This window comes from Bacillus pumilus, assembly GCF_009937765.1.
Taxonomy (GTDB): Bacteria; Bacillota; Bacilli; order Bacillales; family Bacillaceae; genus Bacillus; species Bacillus pumilus_O.
In genome coordinates this window covers 760,608-774,794 of the sequence record NZ_CP047089.1, presented here as the reverse complement: position 1 = coordinate 774,794, position 14,187 = coordinate 760,608, and the positions used below count along the sequence as shown (strand labels likewise).

The following is a 14,187-nucleotide window of genomic DNA, read 5'->3' as shown; positions in this document are numbered from 1 at the left end:
AGACATGCTCCCTTATGAGGGAGACATGTCTTTTTTGGTGATGGATTGCAGATGCATCTGCAGCACTGAGCGTATGAGCTGAGGCGGTAAGCGATGAGGCTGCAAGATTCCATTCAATGCAAGTCCGTTGATGACCGCATAAAGCCGCTCAGTTTCGACGAAAAGATCGATATGATCAAGCAAAAGCCCATCCTCTTTTAATGTCATTAAACAATATTGGGTCATTTGGAAAAGCTCGTCATACATCTTTGCATTGAGTGGCTGTAAATCTGGTTCAGTCATCGACTTAACCGTAAAAGCCTGCCACACCTCCATTTCAAATCTTCGTTCTTCATCAAGTGGAAGAACCTGCTCCAATAACGCGAGAACATTTTCTTCCGTTGAACCATTCAGCTGAAGTCCTGTCATTCGCTCTTTGACTCTTTCCTGAATCAATGTCATAGAGAAGAGAAATAGCTCCTGCTGTGTGGAGAAATAATGACGCATAGAGCCAGCTGAAATGCCAGCTTCTACCGCTACTTTTCGTACAGAAGCGTTTTCCAATCCATCCTGTTTAATCACTCTCATAGCAGCTTGAGCGACTTTTTGTTTTTGTTTATGGTGATCGACGATTTTTGGCATACATTGATTTTAGCACAGCTATTGTTTTTTTAACACAGTTGTGTTATTTTTTATTTAATACAATTGTGTTAAAAAGGATGTGGGGAATATTGGTCGGGTTATTGATTGTGGCATGTGAAATTGGCTTTTGGCTGTTTATTCTAGTGGGGTTAACACTGCGTTATGTGTTTAGACAGAAAAAGTGGGGCGCATTCTTTCTCATTTGTACACCAATTTTGGATCTCATTCTTCTGGCAGCGACGTATTTGGATTTAAGACAGGGGGCTGTGGCGAGTGTCATTCATGGGCTCGCGGCTGTTTATATTGGGGTGAGTCTCGCTTTTGGACATCAGATGGTGAAATGGGCAGATGTCCGGTTTGCTTATCGATTTGCAGGAGGCCCTAAGCCGAAGGAAAGACCAAAATACGGGAAGGAACGGTCTGTGTATGAAATAGTCGGCTGGACGCGGCATCTCGTCTCTTATGTCATCGGAGCTGGTCTACTATTTGGGCTATCCTATCTCATCCAAGCACCAGAACGGACGGAAGCACTGATACAGCTAGCAAGAGTATGGGGAATGGTCTTAGGCATTGATTTCGTCATTAGCATCAGCTATGTGATTTGGCCAAAAAAACACCCGCAAAATATAGCCAGCTAATAAAAAAACAGGCGAAATCATTTCGCCTGTTTTTTTATGATGAAAGCCCTTTGTAAATGGTGTCAATATTCCATTTCATCATCTTATAGTAGCTGTCTCCATCTTCACCTTTCTTTCCAATGGAGTCAGTGAATACTTTTCCTTTAATCGGAACACCAGTTTCTTCAGATAGGCTTTCAAGGCTACGTTGATCGACACTTGTTTCAAGGAAGAGCGCAGGTACTTGATGATCTTTGACGAAATGAATGATACGTTTCATTTGTCCAGGTGTTCCTTCATTCTCTGTGTTGATCTCCCAAATGTATCCAGCCTCTAGTCCATAAGCATCTGCAAAATACTTGAAGGCTCCCTCACTTGTCACAAGACGTTTTTTATCTTTTGGCAGCTGATCGAACTTGTCTTTTGCTTCATTATGAAGCGTTTGAAGTTTTTTGATATAGGCTTCTGCATTTTTTTCGTAATCCTCTTGATGCTCAGGGTCCGCCTTAATAAGTGCATCTCTAGCATTTTTAGCATACAGAATCCCATTTTCGACATTTAGCCAAGCATGTGGATCCTGCTGGCTTTCGAGTCCTTTTGAAGATAAATGTTTGACTTTGACACCTTTACTCATTTCGGCTACAGGTGCATCATCCCCGTCCTTGCCACTCGATTCGAGCAGCTTTTGAAACCAGCCATTCCCTGTTTCAAGGTTTAAACCATTATATAGAACAAGGTCTGCATCCGTTGTATGCTGAACATCCTTTGGCAGTGGATCAAATTCATGTGGGTCTGTACCAATGGGAACAATGCTGTGAATAGAGACGTGCTCTCCGCCTACTTCCTTCACAATGTCATAAAGAATGGAGTAGGTCGTGACGACTTTTAATGTGCCGTCATCTTTGCCGGAATTATTTTGCTTAGTAGAACAGCCTGTGATGATCATAAGGGCAATGAATACTGCGGTTAAACGGATTGCAAATACCTTCTTCATATATGTCCTCCTTTTACATAGACGCATCCTTTTTTAGCTGCGTTCGTTTTTGTTTAGATTTTAATGATCTCCATAGAATGCCTTGTTTTGGTGAAAAGATAAAGGCACTCCCGAATAAAATAGTCGCGACCAGCACGATAGAAGCGCCAGATGACAAATTATACGTAAAACTAAGTCCAAGTCCGGCGACAGCAGAAACTGCCCCGAAAAAAGCAGATAGATAGATCATGATCCATAGCCGGTCTGTTAAAAGATACGCAGTGGCTGCCGGCGTAATAAGCATAGCAACGACAAGAATAATCCCCACAGTTTGCAGTGAAGCAACGGTCACAAGGGTCAACAAGGTCATGAGAAAATAATGGATCATACGATTCGGTAAACCGTAAACCGAAGAAATGACCGGATCAAATGAACTAATGAGCAATTCTTTGTAGAAAACGATGACGGCCAGCAGGATAAAAATGCCGATGCCAAGCGTAATCCACATATCAGATGATCGAACAGCTAGAACGTTTCCAAACAAGATATGATATAAATCACTGGAACTTTTCAAAAATGTGATCAAAATGATCCCAATTGAGAAAAAAGCGGTGAAGACAATCCCAATCGCAGAGTCATTTTTGATGCGACTGTTTTGACTCACGTATCCGATCCCAATCGCTGTTAATACGCCAGTTAAGACGGCTCCAAAGAAAAAATTAATGCCTAGCATATAAGAGATGGCGACACCTGGCAGTACAGCATGTGATATGGCGTCTCCCATCAAGGCCATGCCCCGTAAAATGATAAAGCAGCCAATGACCCCGCAAATAATGCCTACCATCACGGATGTAAATAACGCTTTTTGTAAAAACGCATATTCAAAGAGTCCGGTTAAAAATTCCATTACACGTCTCCTCCTGCTGATTTTAAGAATGGTAGCTGCGTTTCATATGCCTCCAGCATGACCTCTGGACGTAGGATATCGTGTACAGGTCCTGCTTTGATGAGTTTTTTATTTAATAGAACGAGATGGCTGAAGTAATCATCGGCTTTACTTAAATCATGATGGACCACTAAAATGGTTTTTCCTTCATCTCGTAATTCCTTCAAAATGCGAACCATCGTTTCTTCACTCGCCATATCAATCCCAACAAACGGTTCATCCAAACAGAAGAGCTGTGCATTTTGCGCAAGTGCTCTTGCAAGGAAGACACGCTGCTGCTGACCGCCGGATAACTCACCAATCTGTCTTTTAGCAAAATCCTGCATGCCCACTTTTTCTAAACAGTGGTACGCATAAGCCCGGTCTTCTTTTTTGGGACGTTTGATCAGGCCAAGCTTCGGATATGTTCCAAGTAGGACGGTATCCAGCACATGAATAGGAAACGTCCAGTCTAGATCATTTCTCTGTGGTACATACGCAATCTGTTTTCTCACTTGTTTAAAGGGCTGTTCAAAAAAGCGAATATCTCCCTGGTCTTTTTCAATTAAATCCAAGCATGCCTTGAGTAAAGTCGACTTGCCGGCACCATTTGGACCTATGATTCCTGTCATCGTTCCTTCCTGTATGGAAAGAGAAATGTTCTCTAAAGCATCCTGTCCGTGATATGAGACATGAAGACGGTCGATTGTTAAAGCATTTGGCATCTCTTGCGGCCCCTTTCAATCTTCATTGCACTTCCTAAAGTTATATGCATACATTAAATAATTTTGACTAAAGGATGAAATGATTCTCTAACGCTAATTTGTTTCCTTAGGGAAACTTTTATTTTATTCTAAGCGTATGTCCTCTTTTTGTAAAGAGAAAAACTGTACTTATTCTTATAAGAGGTGAAACGATCGTTTTTATGTTATGCGTAGAGCGGAGGACATGAGCTTGGTTTATTGAAAATCAGCGTGACAAAATGGGACACAAAAAACCCATTTATTTCTTCATAAATGATTGACAGAAGATAAGAATGCCTCATATAATAAGGGTAATCTAATATATGAATATATGCTCATATATAAAGTTTTTAATAAGTTGAATCGATCCAGGGAACGTTACTTATCATATAGAAAAAGGTGAGAACATGAAAAAGATAAAGGATGAATACGTATTAAACGGTCTTGATTGCGGCAACTGTGCACGTAAAATAGAAACAGGTGTCAGCAAAATGGATGGAGTGGAAGCTTGCTCTGTTAACTTTGCGACAGGCACCTTGACTGTCACCCATGCAGATAAGCAAGAAACGATGTCGAAGAGAATTGAAAAAACTGTTCAATCCATAGAACCTCATGTGAGTGTATCACCGAAAGAAGAGGGACATCATCACGATCATGATCATGGGACGAAAAATTTAAGAACGATTGTACTGAAATTAATTGGCGGAGCAGTCATTGGAACAGCCGCTTTCTTTATCCCTGAAGATGGTGTATTAAAGTTCCTTATGTTCTTCGCAGCATATTTACTGGTCGGCGGTGATGTGGTTTTTAAAGCCCTGAAAAATATCGTGCGCGGTCAAGTATTTGATGAGAACTTCTTAATGACCATTGCAACAGTTGGCGCTTTTGTGATTCAGCAATATCCAGAGGCACTGGCAGTGATGCTCTTTTACCAAATTGGAGAGCTCTTCCAAGGGGCGGCAGTAAACCGTTCAAGACGCTCAATTAGTGAATTAATGAATATACGTCCAGAATATGCGAATCTAAAAGTCGGAAATGAAACGAAAAAAGTGAATCCAGAAGAAGTGAAAGCCGGGGACCGTATTGTCGTGAAGCCTGGTGAAAAAATTCCGCTAGATGGGCTTGTTATCGAAGGATTCTCTCTTGTTGATACCTCTGCACTAACAGGGGAGTCAGTGCCGCGGGATGTAGAAGCAGGAAAAGAGGTTCTTGCAGGATTTGTGAATCAAAACAGTATACTTGAAATTGAAGTCCAAAAAGAGTTAAGCGAATCGGCCGTGACGAAAATTTTAGATTTGGTTGAGAATGCAAGCAGCCGAAAAGCACAGACAGAAAATTTCATCACAAAGTTTGCAAAATATTATACACCGGCTGTCGTCGTGCTCGCCTTATTGCTTGCTTTTGTGCCACCGCTACTTATTCCATCAGCACAATTGTCTGACTGGGTGTACCGGGCACTTGTCTTTCTCGTCATTTCTTGTCCTTGTGCTCTTGTTGTATCCATTCCATTAGGGTTTTTCGGGGGAATTGGGGCAGCGTCTAAACGAGGCATCCTTGTCAAAGGCAGTAACTATTTAGAAGCATTAAATTCTGTGAAATATGCGGTATTTGATAAGACAGGCACGCTCACAAAAGGAAACTTTACCGTGACCAATATTTCCACAGCCAGTGACAAGTGGTCAGAAGAAGAGCTGCTTTCTTTTGCCGCACTAGCAGAAGCCCATTCCTCTCATCCTATTGCAGAATCGATTAAAGCGGCATACAGCTTACCACTTGATGAAAGCCAGATCGAAGCATATGAGGATATCGCGGGACATGGAATTAAAGCGACCATCAGCGGTTCTCACGTCTTAGCGGGAAATCACCGCTTGATGGAGCGAGAAGGCATTGTGTATGAAAAAGAAAAAAGAAGCGGAACCGTTGTTTATATGGCGATTAACGGTGAATTTGCCGGATCAATTTTGATCGCAGACGAATTGAAAGACGATGCAATCGAAGCCGTATCTGCTTTAAAAGCGTCTGGTATTCAAACCGTCATGCTCACAGGTGATGCTAAACAAGTCGGAACTGCGGTCGCCAATCAAATTGGCATTGATGAAGTACATGCAGAATTATTACCGCAAGATAAAGTAACGAAATTAGAAGAAATTGATCAGAAAAAGGCGCCTCAAGAAAAGCTATTATTTGTTGGGGACGGCATTAATGATACACCGGTATTAGCAAGAGCGGACATAGGAATTGCAATGGGCGGGCTTGGTTCAGATGCAGCTGTCGAAGCGGCTGATATTGTCATCATGACGGACCAGCCATCAAAGGTAGCAGAAGCCATCGCTGTCGCAAAACGAACAAGAAGGATTGTCTGGCAGAATATCGCATTTGCCCTTGGCGTTAAAGGCATCTTCCTTTTACTCGGTGCATTCGGTATTGCAACGATGTGGGAAGCCGTCTTCTCGGATGTCGGTGTCACCGTACTCGCTGTTTTAAATGCGATGAGGGTCATGAAATAAAATTGTAAGGAAAATTTCATGAATACCATCTTTCATAATAGATCCCCTCTTGTTAAAATAGAAGAAGTTGGATAATGGCATTCTTCTAAGCTATTATCCTTTTTCTTTTGTAAAAGGAATGAAAAAGATAAGGTAGGTGCTTATGTGAGTAAGAAAAATAATCAATCTTCATCCATTAAATTTGCTGTCATTTTAACCATTATTGCCGCTCTTCTCATCGGTATATTTGTTGTGATTGGAAACAAGAACAGCCAAGAAGCACAAACAGTTGACAGTAAGCCTTCGATTCAAGGACAACCTGTCATAGGAGACAAAAATGCAGCAGTGCAAATTGTCGAGTTTGGAGACTACAAATGTCCGTCATGTAAATCATTTGAAACAGACATTTTCCCAAAACTGAAAGCAGACTACATAGATAAAGGCGATGTATCTTTCTCATTTATTAACTTACCACTGCCTGTTCATGGAGATGGCGCAGTGTTAGCAGCACTTGCTTCTGAAGAAGTGTGGAAAGAAGATCCAAAAAACTTCTGGGCATTCCATGAAGCTGTCTATCAAGCACAGCCAGATAGTGAAGCAGAATGGGTGACCCCTGCTAAGCTGACTGAACTGGCGAAAAAGACAACAAAAATTGATACGGACAAACTCAAAGATCATTTATCAAAGAAAACGTATCAGCCGCAGCTGAACACAGACAATCAGCTTGTGAACAAATACAAAGTGAATTCAACACCAACGATCTTTATTAACAATAAACAAGTTCAAAATTTCTATGACTATGATGAAATCAAAGAATTAATTGATCAAGAGCTTAAAGGGAAGAAATCATGAAGAATAAGCTTATTTACTTGTACAGTGCTTGGATTGTCTCGATCGTTGCGACGATGAGCAGCCTGTATTTAAGTGAAATCAAAAAGTTTATTCCATGCGATATGTGCTGGTTCCAGCGCATTTTCATGTACCCGCTCGTGCTTTTACTAGGAATTGCTACGTTCCGGGGTGATGTTAAAGTGAAGTATTACGTACTGCCTTTGGCTGTCATCGGTGCTTGCTTTTCCATCTATCATTATATGGAACAAAAAATCCCAGGCTTTGCGTCGATTCGCCCTTGTCTCAGCGGCATTCCTTGTTCTGTAGATTATTTGAACTGGTTTGGTTTTATCACCATTCCGCTATTAGCACTTATTGCATTTATTCTGATCATCATCAGTATGCTGCTGTTAAATGCAAAAGAAGATTAAGAGATGGCCTGCTTTTTAGCAGGCTGTTTTTTATTTTTGCAAAAAGATAAAATTTAAAGAAAATTTGTATTGCTTTTCGCTTATGTCAGATATACATTAAGGGAGTAGTATGAGATGATCAGATCATGTAAGGAGATAAGCGGAAAATGGCATGGGAAGTCTTAAGTATCATTGGTATTATTGCATTCGCCATTAGTGGTGCGATAGTAGCAATGGAGGAAGAGTACGATATTCTTGGTGTGTACATTTTAGGGATTGTGACAGCTTTTGGCGGTGGAGCGATTCGGAATCTATTAATCGGTCTTCCAGTGTCTGCTTTATGGTCACAGGGCAAAATGTTTACCATTGCTCTTGTATCCATTACGATTGTGTTTCTTTTTCCAAAGCTTTTGCTCAAGCACTGGAGCACATGGGGGAATTTCTCGGATGCAATTGGCTTAGCAGCGTTTGCGATTCAAGGTGCATTATTTGCGGTGCAAAGAGAGCTTCCACTCAGTGCGGTCATTGTGGCAGCCATTCTGACTGGGAGCGGTGGCGGAATTGTGCGTGATTTATTAGCAGGGCGAAAGCCACTTGTGCTAAAAGCAGAGATTTACGCAGTTTGGGCAGCGCTTGGTGGCTTATTCGTAGGACTCGGTTTAGCACAAGGAGAGATTGCTTTGTATTTGCTGTTTCTCATCCTCGTCGTATGCAGGGTGTGTTCCTACCTATTCAAATGGCGGCTTCCCGCTAGGTCTTATTTTTTAAATAAAGGGTAAAACGAGAAAAGAGCGATTTCGCTCTTTTTTTGTGTTTAATACGAGCTGGATCTCAGCAGGTGATAGAGTTTTCGTGTAAAATAAAAACAGGATCTTTTGTTCATCATTAGAACAATACATGTGATGAAAATTTTGTCAGTTGGCTGAATATGTGGATTCAGTCTTTTTTTGCCTAAATGGATTGTTATGTGTTGGTTTCTCTTTTTGCGGAATACTAAGAAGGCATATATCACTGAACGGATGAATGCTTGAAATGAACACATCACTGCATGTAAGCAAAACTTGACGAAAACATGAATTAAGGAGGGACACGTATTAGTGGAGATTTTTTTAGCAGTGCTCGTACTACTCGCACTCATTGCATCATCTAATATTATCAATCGTTTTGTCCCCTTTATTCCAGTCCCATTAATTCAAGTGGGCTTAGGAATACTGGTGGCAGCTTTTCCTTCAGGTTTACATATTTCGTTAAATCCTGAACTATTCTTCGTTTTATTCATTGCGCCGCTGTTATTTAATGACGGGAAGCGTACCCCAAGGGACGAACTGTGGAAATTAAGAGCGCCGATTCTTTTGTTAGCCCTAGGATTGGTCTTTGCGACAGTCATTGTCGCGGGATATACCATCCATTGGATGATCCCAAGCATTCCGCTTCCAGCCGCCTTTGCGCTAGCAGCGATTTTATCACCGACAGATGTGGTAGCAGTCAGTGCTCTTTCCAGCCGTGTGAATATGCCAAAGGGCATCATGAGACTTTTGGAAGGCGAAGGATTGATGAACGATGCATCAGGACTTGTCGCCTTTAAATTTGCCATTGCTGCAACAGTGACTGGCGCTTTTTCAATTGCTGAGGCATCCTTTAGCTTTGTCCTAATTGCCGCAGGTGGTCTATTGACTGGATTTATTCTATCCTTTTTTATCATTCGTTTTCGCTATTTTCTCCGCCGTTTAGGAATGGACGATGTCACGATGCACATCATCCTGCAAATCCTTACACCATTTGTCATCTATTTAGCCGCTGAAGAAATTGGTGTATCCGGCATTTTAGCCGTTGTTGCTGGCGGTGTGACACACGCTATTGAGCAGGATCGAATGGAGGCAAATTTAGCCAAACTACAAATTGCTTCATCAAACACATGGAATATTATTTTATTTATTTTAAATGGACTTGTTTTCGTTATTCTTGGATTGCAGATTCCTGATGTATCGACAGTCATTTTCCAAGATGAAGCGTTTAATAATATGCAGGTCATCAGTTACATCTTAATCATCACGCTGTGTCTCATGATTCTGAGGTTCTTATGGGTATGGCTCTTCTGGGCAGGGAAATGGAGCGCAACGAAAAAGCAAAACGTGAAAAAACCGAAACTTCGCGCCTCGATGCTCATGACATTCTCTGGTGTACGCGGGGCCGTGACATTAGCCGGTGCCTTCTCCATCCCATTTACACTTGCGGACGGATCACCGTTTCCTGAACGACATTTGATTATTTTCCTCGCAGCAGGCGTCATCCTATGTACACTCATTTTAGCTAGTGTGCTACTGCCTCTTCTATCCGAGAAAAAAGACAAACAAATCGCTGTCGATTTGGATACAAAGATTCAGCATGCGAAACGAAAGCTGCTGAGAAGTGCTATTAAAACGTTAAGAGAAGGAATGAATGAAGACAACAGGGAAGTGTCTCTTGCACTCATCAATGATTACCGAATGAAGCTGCGTAATATCCAGCGTGAGCCGTACCAATTCGGGATGAGAAGACAAGAGAAAAAGATTAGGCTACACGGAATTAAAGCGGAGCAGATGAAGCTCCAACAACTCATTGAGGAAGAGAAAATCGATCAACAAGAAGCCTATGAGCTGCAAGAAAGATTCCATGAGCTCGAAATGCTGTACTCAAACTCCTTCAAAATTCGATTTTCAAAAGTGAAGTTTCTACGCTTGCTTCAATGGCTCCAATTATGGCGGCCGAATCAGCTCGTTTCCAGTGGTATTTTAGAAAACGAGGACTCGTACAAACAAATCCGTAAGAAAACGGCAGAGGCTGCTGTTGACTCGATCAAGCAGCATATGAACGATGAAAATAAACAAACGTGTCATCAAGTGATTGGCTTTTACAACCAAGTCATTTATCGCTGTGAACACGGCCCAAGCTTCTTTCAGCAAAAAGATCGTTCATTTGACCGGAAGAAAAAAGAGCTTAACTTCCAAGCTGTACAGACGATTCGAAATGAAATTCAAACGTTGTATGAAAATGGTGAAATCAATCGTGATATTGCCCATCATCTAAGGGAGTATATCAATGATATGGAAGCTGTTCTCTTGACCAATACGTAATGTTGTCATCTCCTCCTCTATGTTTTATGATGAAGAAAGAGAACAAGCAGGGGGAGATCAATGATGGCGTTTTATGGAGCAATTGAAGCTGGCGGTACAAAGTTTTGTTGTGCAATCGGCAATGAGCACGGGGATATTCTCGAAGAAATGACGATTCCTACAGAGCACCCAGAAAAAACATTACAAAAGCTCATCCCATTTTTCGAGCAGCATGACATTGAAGCATTAGGGGTCGGCTCCTTTGGACCGATCTGTGTCCAAAAGGACGACCCTTCTTACGGTTATATCATGAACACGCCGAAAGTAGAGTGGAAGCATTATCCGTTCATCCCAGAGCTAGAGAAACAATTAAAAGTCCCAGTATCTTTTACAACAGATGTCAATGCGGCAGCCTTAGGTGAATTAACAAAAGGAGCAGCCAAAGGGCTGAATAGCTGTATGTATATCACGGTCGGTACGGGTATCGGTGCAGGCGCTGTTGTAAAAAACGAACTTCTTCACGGACATTCGCATCCAGAGATGGGACACATCCTTGTCAGGCAGCATGAATCAGACGTTTTTGAAGGAGTTTGCCCAGCGCATGGGACATGCTTAGAAGGACTGGCAGCTGGACCAGCGATTGAAAAAAGATGGGGGAAATCTGCTAAAGAACTGACAGAGGAAGAATCAGTTTGGGCACTTGAAGCCGATTATTTGGCGCAGGCGCTAATGCAGTACTCGCTCATTTTAAGCCCAGAACGCATCATTATGGGCGGGGGCGTCATGAAACAAAAACAGCTGTTTCCATTAATTCGAGAGAAGCTTGCTGCTTATCTCAATGATTATGTAGACCTGCCGCCGCTTGATTCATACATTGTCTCTCCTGGACTTGAGGATAAGGCCGGCATGACAGGTGCTTTGCTGTTAGCCATCGAAGCGAAGAAAAACGCCTGATAATAGAGTTTTAATGGACAACGTGAGATAATGAAAAAGATGGAATCTATGAAAAAGGTGGTTGTTAAAATGGTCAAAAGCTTGAATGATACCGTAACACTGAATAACGGAGTAGAAATGCCTTGGTTTGGTTTAGGTGTATTCAAAGTGGAGGACGGCAATCAAGTGGTAGATGCCGTAAAAGCAGCCATACGAAACGGATACCGCAGTATTGATACGGCTGCCGTTTATAAAAATGAGACAGGCGTAGGCAAAGCAATTAAAGAATCTGGCGTGAAACGAGAAGATTTGTTCATTACGTCTAAAGTATGGAATACGGATCAAGGCTATGACAAAGCGCTGGCTGCATTTGACGCAAGCTTGAATCGATTAGGTCTTGATTACCTAGACCTCTATTTGATCCATTGGCCTGGTCCAAATGCAGAAACATTTAAAGACACATGGCGTGCGCTTGAGAAGCTTTACAAGGATGGGAAAGTGAGAGCCATTGGCGTCAGCAACTTCTATATTCAGCATTTAGAAGAGCTGTTAAAAGATGCAGAGGTTGTTCCAGCCGTGAACCAAGTTGAATTTCATCCGAAACTGACACTTGTCGAACTACGTCAATATGCAAAAGAAAAAGGCATTCAAATTGAAGCGTGGTCTCCGCTTATGCAAGGAAAGCTATTAGATCATGACGTATTAAAGGACATGGCTGCACGCTACAACAAATCTGTTGCGCAAGTCATCTTGCGTTGGGATCTACAAAGCGGCGTCGTGACGATTCCTAAATCAATCAACGAAGAACGTATTAAACAAAATGCAGATATTTTTGATTTCGAACTTTCCAAAGAAGACATGGAAAAAATTGATGCATTAAACAATAACGAACGCGTCGGCTCGAATCCAGAGACGATGACGGTTGGGTTTGAATAAATAAAAAAATCCTCTTTCTCATGTGAGAAAGGGGATTTTTTTATTTATTTCTACGCACAGCCAAAAGCATTATAAAAGATAAGATCACGATACAGATTGTCCAGGCCCAAGCAAGCTCCATGCGTCCAGAATCAATCGCCACATAGATAGCGGTTGGGAGTGTTTGGGTTTTTCCTGGAATGTTGCCAGCAAACATTAAGGTCGCTCCGAATTCTCCAAGGGCTCTTGCAAAGCTAAGGATGCTGCCAGACAAGAGGGATGGCAGGGCAAGAGGTACAGTAATATAGGCAAAGACTTGGAATGAATGAGCACCATCTACTTTTGCAGCCCCTTCAATATCTGACTCAATTGTAGAAAAGCCCGCCTTTGCTGATTGATACATGAGCGGAAATGCGACGACTGTCGAAGCGATGACCGCCGCCCACCATGTGAAAATGACCGGCTGATGGAAGATCCATTCAATCGCGCCCCCTATTAAGCTATGTTTTCCGAATACGACGAGCAATAAAAAGCCAACGACTGTTGGTGGGAGAACGAGTGGCATCATCAGAAGCGTTTCCACAAGCATTTTCCCTTTAAAAGTTGTTCGCGCCATCCAAAAGCCAATCGTTGTGCCAAAAACAGTGGCCAACAGTCCGCTAACGATCGCCACTTGAATGGACAGCCAAATGGGTGATAGAAAGTCTTCAGTCAGCATAGGCATTACGACACTTGAAAGCCATATTTCTTAAAAATAGATTTGGCTTTATCAGATTGAAGAAATTGAAAAAAGACCTTGGCTTCCGTTAGATGTTTTGTCCCTTTGACAATCCCTACTGGATATATAACCGGAGAGTGCATGTCCGAATTTGCTTCAGCTGCGATTTTTACTTTTTTAGAAACGAGGGCGTCTGTTTTATACACAACACCAGCGTCTACATTTCCTGTTTCGACGTAGCTTAGAACTTGACGTACATCTTTGGCATAGACAGCATTCTTTTTCACTTGGTCCCATATGTTCAGTTTTGTAAAGATCTCTTTGCCATATGTACCAGCAGGAACCGATTCAGGTGTGCCAAGAGCAATCTTTCCTTTTATGTGCTGGACGTCTTGAAAGCTTTTAATAGAGGAAGAGCCATCTTTTGGCACAATAAGGACTAACTCGTTTTGTATAGCATCCTTGATATAATCTTGATCAATGTCTCCAGATTGAACAAGTTCATCGAAGGGCTCTTCTGCTGCTGAGAAAAAGAGATCGGCTTTTGCTCCTTGAGCGATTTGCTGCTTCAATGCGCCGGATGACCCGAAGTTATTTGTTAATGTCACATGTGGATGCTGTTTGTGAAAGGAGGCTTCAATCTCCTTTAGCGCATCCTGAAGACTTGCCGCTGCTGAAATCACAAGCTCTGTTTTTTTCTTCGTATTAGATGGCTTCATCTCAGTTTGGCATCCACTCAGGAGCAAACATATGGAGATTAGGGCTAAGAATGTATACTTCATGTTCACACCTCTTATCATTCATTATCATGTATTTCCCTTTATTATAAGCAAACTTATTTGGGCATTCATAGACTTTCAGTAAAAAGAGAAAAGAAAAAGCCGCCTGATGGCGACTTTCAGTGTGATGACTAAAGAGATCGT

Annotated in this window: 14 protein-coding genes; 8 read left to right on the top strand and 6 right to left on the bottom strand. The window is 41.9% G+C overall.

All coding sequences use genetic code 11. The features are described 5' to 3' along the window. Positions 1 to 12: 12 nt before the first annotated feature. Positions 13 to 621 carry a TetR/AcrR family transcriptional regulator gene (locus GPS65_RS03855; RefSeq protein WP_012011264.1) on the bottom strand — a complete coding sequence of 203 codons (609 nt, stop codon included), beginning with the start codon at positions 619 to 621 and terminating at the stop codon, positions 13 to 15. A gap of 89 nt (positions 622 to 710) precedes the next feature. Between GPS65_RS03855 and GPS65_RS03850 the strand changes: the two genes are divergently transcribed. Next, positions 711 to 1,259 carry a hypothetical protein gene (locus tag GPS65_RS03850; RefSeq protein WP_012011263.1) on the top strand — a complete coding sequence of 183 codons (549 nt, stop codon included), beginning with the start codon at positions 711 to 713 and terminating at the stop codon, positions 1,257 to 1,259. 34 nt (positions 1,260 to 1,293) lie between these two features. On the opposite strand, the gene GPS65_RS03845 is transcribed toward GPS65_RS03850, so the two are convergent. From GPS65_RS03845 to GPS65_RS03835, 3 genes are read right to left on the bottom strand one after another with little or no spacing between them, the layout of a single operon-like run. Next, entirely contained in the window at positions 1,294 to 2,232 is a 939-nt protein-coding gene (locus GPS65_RS03845) for a metal ABC transporter substrate-binding protein (RefSeq protein WP_012011262.1), read from the bottom strand. A 13-nt stretch (positions 2,233 to 2,245) separates the two neighbouring features. After that, positions 2,246 to 3,118 (bottom strand): metal ABC transporter permease, encoded by an 873-nt coding sequence (locus GPS65_RS03840; protein WP_012011261.1) that lies wholly within the window; start codon positions 3,116 to 3,118, stop codon positions 2,246 to 2,248. Beyond that, complete coding sequence (locus GPS65_RS03835; protein ID WP_012011260.1) at positions 3,118 to 3,861, bottom strand: metal ABC transporter ATP-binding protein; 744 nt, start codon at positions 3,859 to 3,861, stop codon at positions 3,118 to 3,120. The genes GPS65_RS03840 and GPS65_RS03835 overlap by 1 nt, the downstream gene beginning before the upstream one ends. 425 nt (positions 3,862 to 4,286) lie before the next feature. Between GPS65_RS03835 and GPS65_RS03830 the strand changes: the two genes are divergently transcribed. From GPS65_RS03830 to GPS65_RS03800, 7 genes are all read left to right on the top strand, one after another. Further along, the gene (locus GPS65_RS03830; RefSeq protein ID WP_144457098.1) at positions 4,287 to 6,386 is read left to right on the top strand and encodes a heavy metal translocating P-type ATPase; all 2,100 of its coding nucleotides are present in this window, start codon (positions 4,287 to 4,289) and stop codon (positions 6,384 to 6,386) included. Between the two features lie 144 nt (positions 6,387 to 6,530). Further along, entirely contained in the window at positions 6,531 to 7,217 is a 687-nt protein-coding gene (locus GPS65_RS03825; RefSeq protein WP_012011258.1) for a DsbA family protein, read from the top strand. After that, the gene (locus tag GPS65_RS03820; RefSeq protein ID WP_012011257.1) at positions 7,214 to 7,627 is read left to right on the top strand and encodes a disulfide oxidoreductase; all 414 of its coding nucleotides are present in this window, start codon (positions 7,214 to 7,216) and stop codon (positions 7,625 to 7,627) included. Before GPS65_RS03825 ends, GPS65_RS03820 begins: the two co-directional genes overlap by 4 nt. Positions 7,628 to 7,773: 146 nt before the next feature. Next, positions 7,774 to 8,385, top strand: coding sequence for a trimeric intracellular cation channel family protein (locus tag GPS65_RS03815; RefSeq protein ID WP_012011256.1), 612 nt, complete (start codon positions 7,774 to 7,776; stop codon positions 8,383 to 8,385). 318 nt (positions 8,386 to 8,703) lie between these two features. Then, complete coding sequence (locus tag GPS65_RS03810; protein ID WP_144459570.1) at positions 8,704 to 10,719, top strand: Na+/H+ antiporter; 2,016 nt, start codon at positions 8,704 to 8,706, stop codon at positions 10,717 to 10,719. Positions 10,720 to 10,782: 63 nt separating this feature from the next. Next, complete coding sequence (locus GPS65_RS03805; RefSeq protein WP_144473916.1) at positions 10,783 to 11,652, top strand: ROK family protein; 870 nt, start codon at positions 10,783 to 10,785, stop codon at positions 11,650 to 11,652. 69 nt (positions 11,653 to 11,721) lie between these two features. Then, positions 11,722 to 12,567, top strand: a complete 846-nt coding sequence (locus GPS65_RS03800; RefSeq protein WP_012011253.1) for an aldo/keto reductase — start codon at positions 11,722 to 11,724, stop codon at positions 12,565 to 12,567. A gap of 40 nt (positions 12,568 to 12,607) precedes the next feature. On the opposite strand, the gene modB is transcribed toward GPS65_RS03800, so the two are convergent. Then, positions 12,608 to 13,270, bottom strand: a complete 663-nt coding sequence (gene modB, locus GPS65_RS03795) for a molybdate ABC transporter permease subunit (protein WP_012011252.1) — start codon at positions 13,268 to 13,270, stop codon at positions 12,608 to 12,610. Further along, positions 13,270 to 14,046, bottom strand: a complete 777-nt coding sequence (modA, locus tag GPS65_RS03790) for a molybdate ABC transporter substrate-binding protein (protein WP_144473914.1) — start codon at positions 14,044 to 14,046, stop codon at positions 13,270 to 13,272. Before modA ends, modB begins: the two co-directional genes overlap by 1 nt. Positions 14,047 to 14,187 lie beyond the last annotated feature (141 nt).

Bases quoted from the DNA above. Each gene is read 5' to 3' on its own strand.
- GPS65_RS03855 (WP_012011264.1), bottom strand. From the start codon at position 621: ATGCCAAAAATCGTCGATCACCATAAACAAAAACAAAAAGTCGCTCAA.
- GPS65_RS03845 (WP_012011262.1), bottom strand. From the start codon at position 2,232: ATGAAGAAGGTATTTGCAATCCGTTTAACCGCAGTATTCATTGCCCTT.
- GPS65_RS03840 (WP_012011261.1), bottom strand. From the start codon at position 3,118: ATGGAATTTTTAACCGGACTCTTTGAATATGCGTTTTTACAAAAAGCG.
- GPS65_RS03835 (WP_012011260.1), bottom strand. From the start codon at position 3,861: ATGCCAAATGCTTTAACAATCGACCGTCTTCATGTCTCATATCACGGA.
- GPS65_RS03830 (WP_144457098.1), top strand. From the start codon at position 4,287: ATGAAAAAGATAAAGGATGAATACGTATTAAACGGTCTTGATTGCGGC.
- GPS65_RS03820 (WP_012011257.1), top strand. From the start codon at position 7,214: ATGAAGAATAAGCTTATTTACTTGTACAGTGCTTGGATTGTCTCGATC.
- GPS65_RS03815 (WP_012011256.1), top strand. From the start codon at position 7,774: ATGGCATGGGAAGTCTTAAGTATCATTGGTATTATTGCATTCGCCATT.
- GPS65_RS03805 (WP_144473916.1), top strand. From the start codon at position 10,783: ATGGCGTTTTATGGAGCAATTGAAGCTGGCGGTACAAAGTTTTGTTGT.
- GPS65_RS03800 (WP_012011253.1), top strand. From the start codon at position 11,722: ATGGTCAAAAGCTTGAATGATACCGTAACACTGAATAACGGAGTAGAA.
- modB (WP_012011252.1), bottom strand. From the start codon at position 13,270: ATGCCTATGCTGACTGAAGACTTTCTATCACCCATTTGGCTGTCCATT.
- modA (WP_144473914.1), bottom strand. From the start codon at position 14,046: ATGAAGTATACATTCTTAGCCCTAATCTCCATATGTTTGCTCCTGAGT.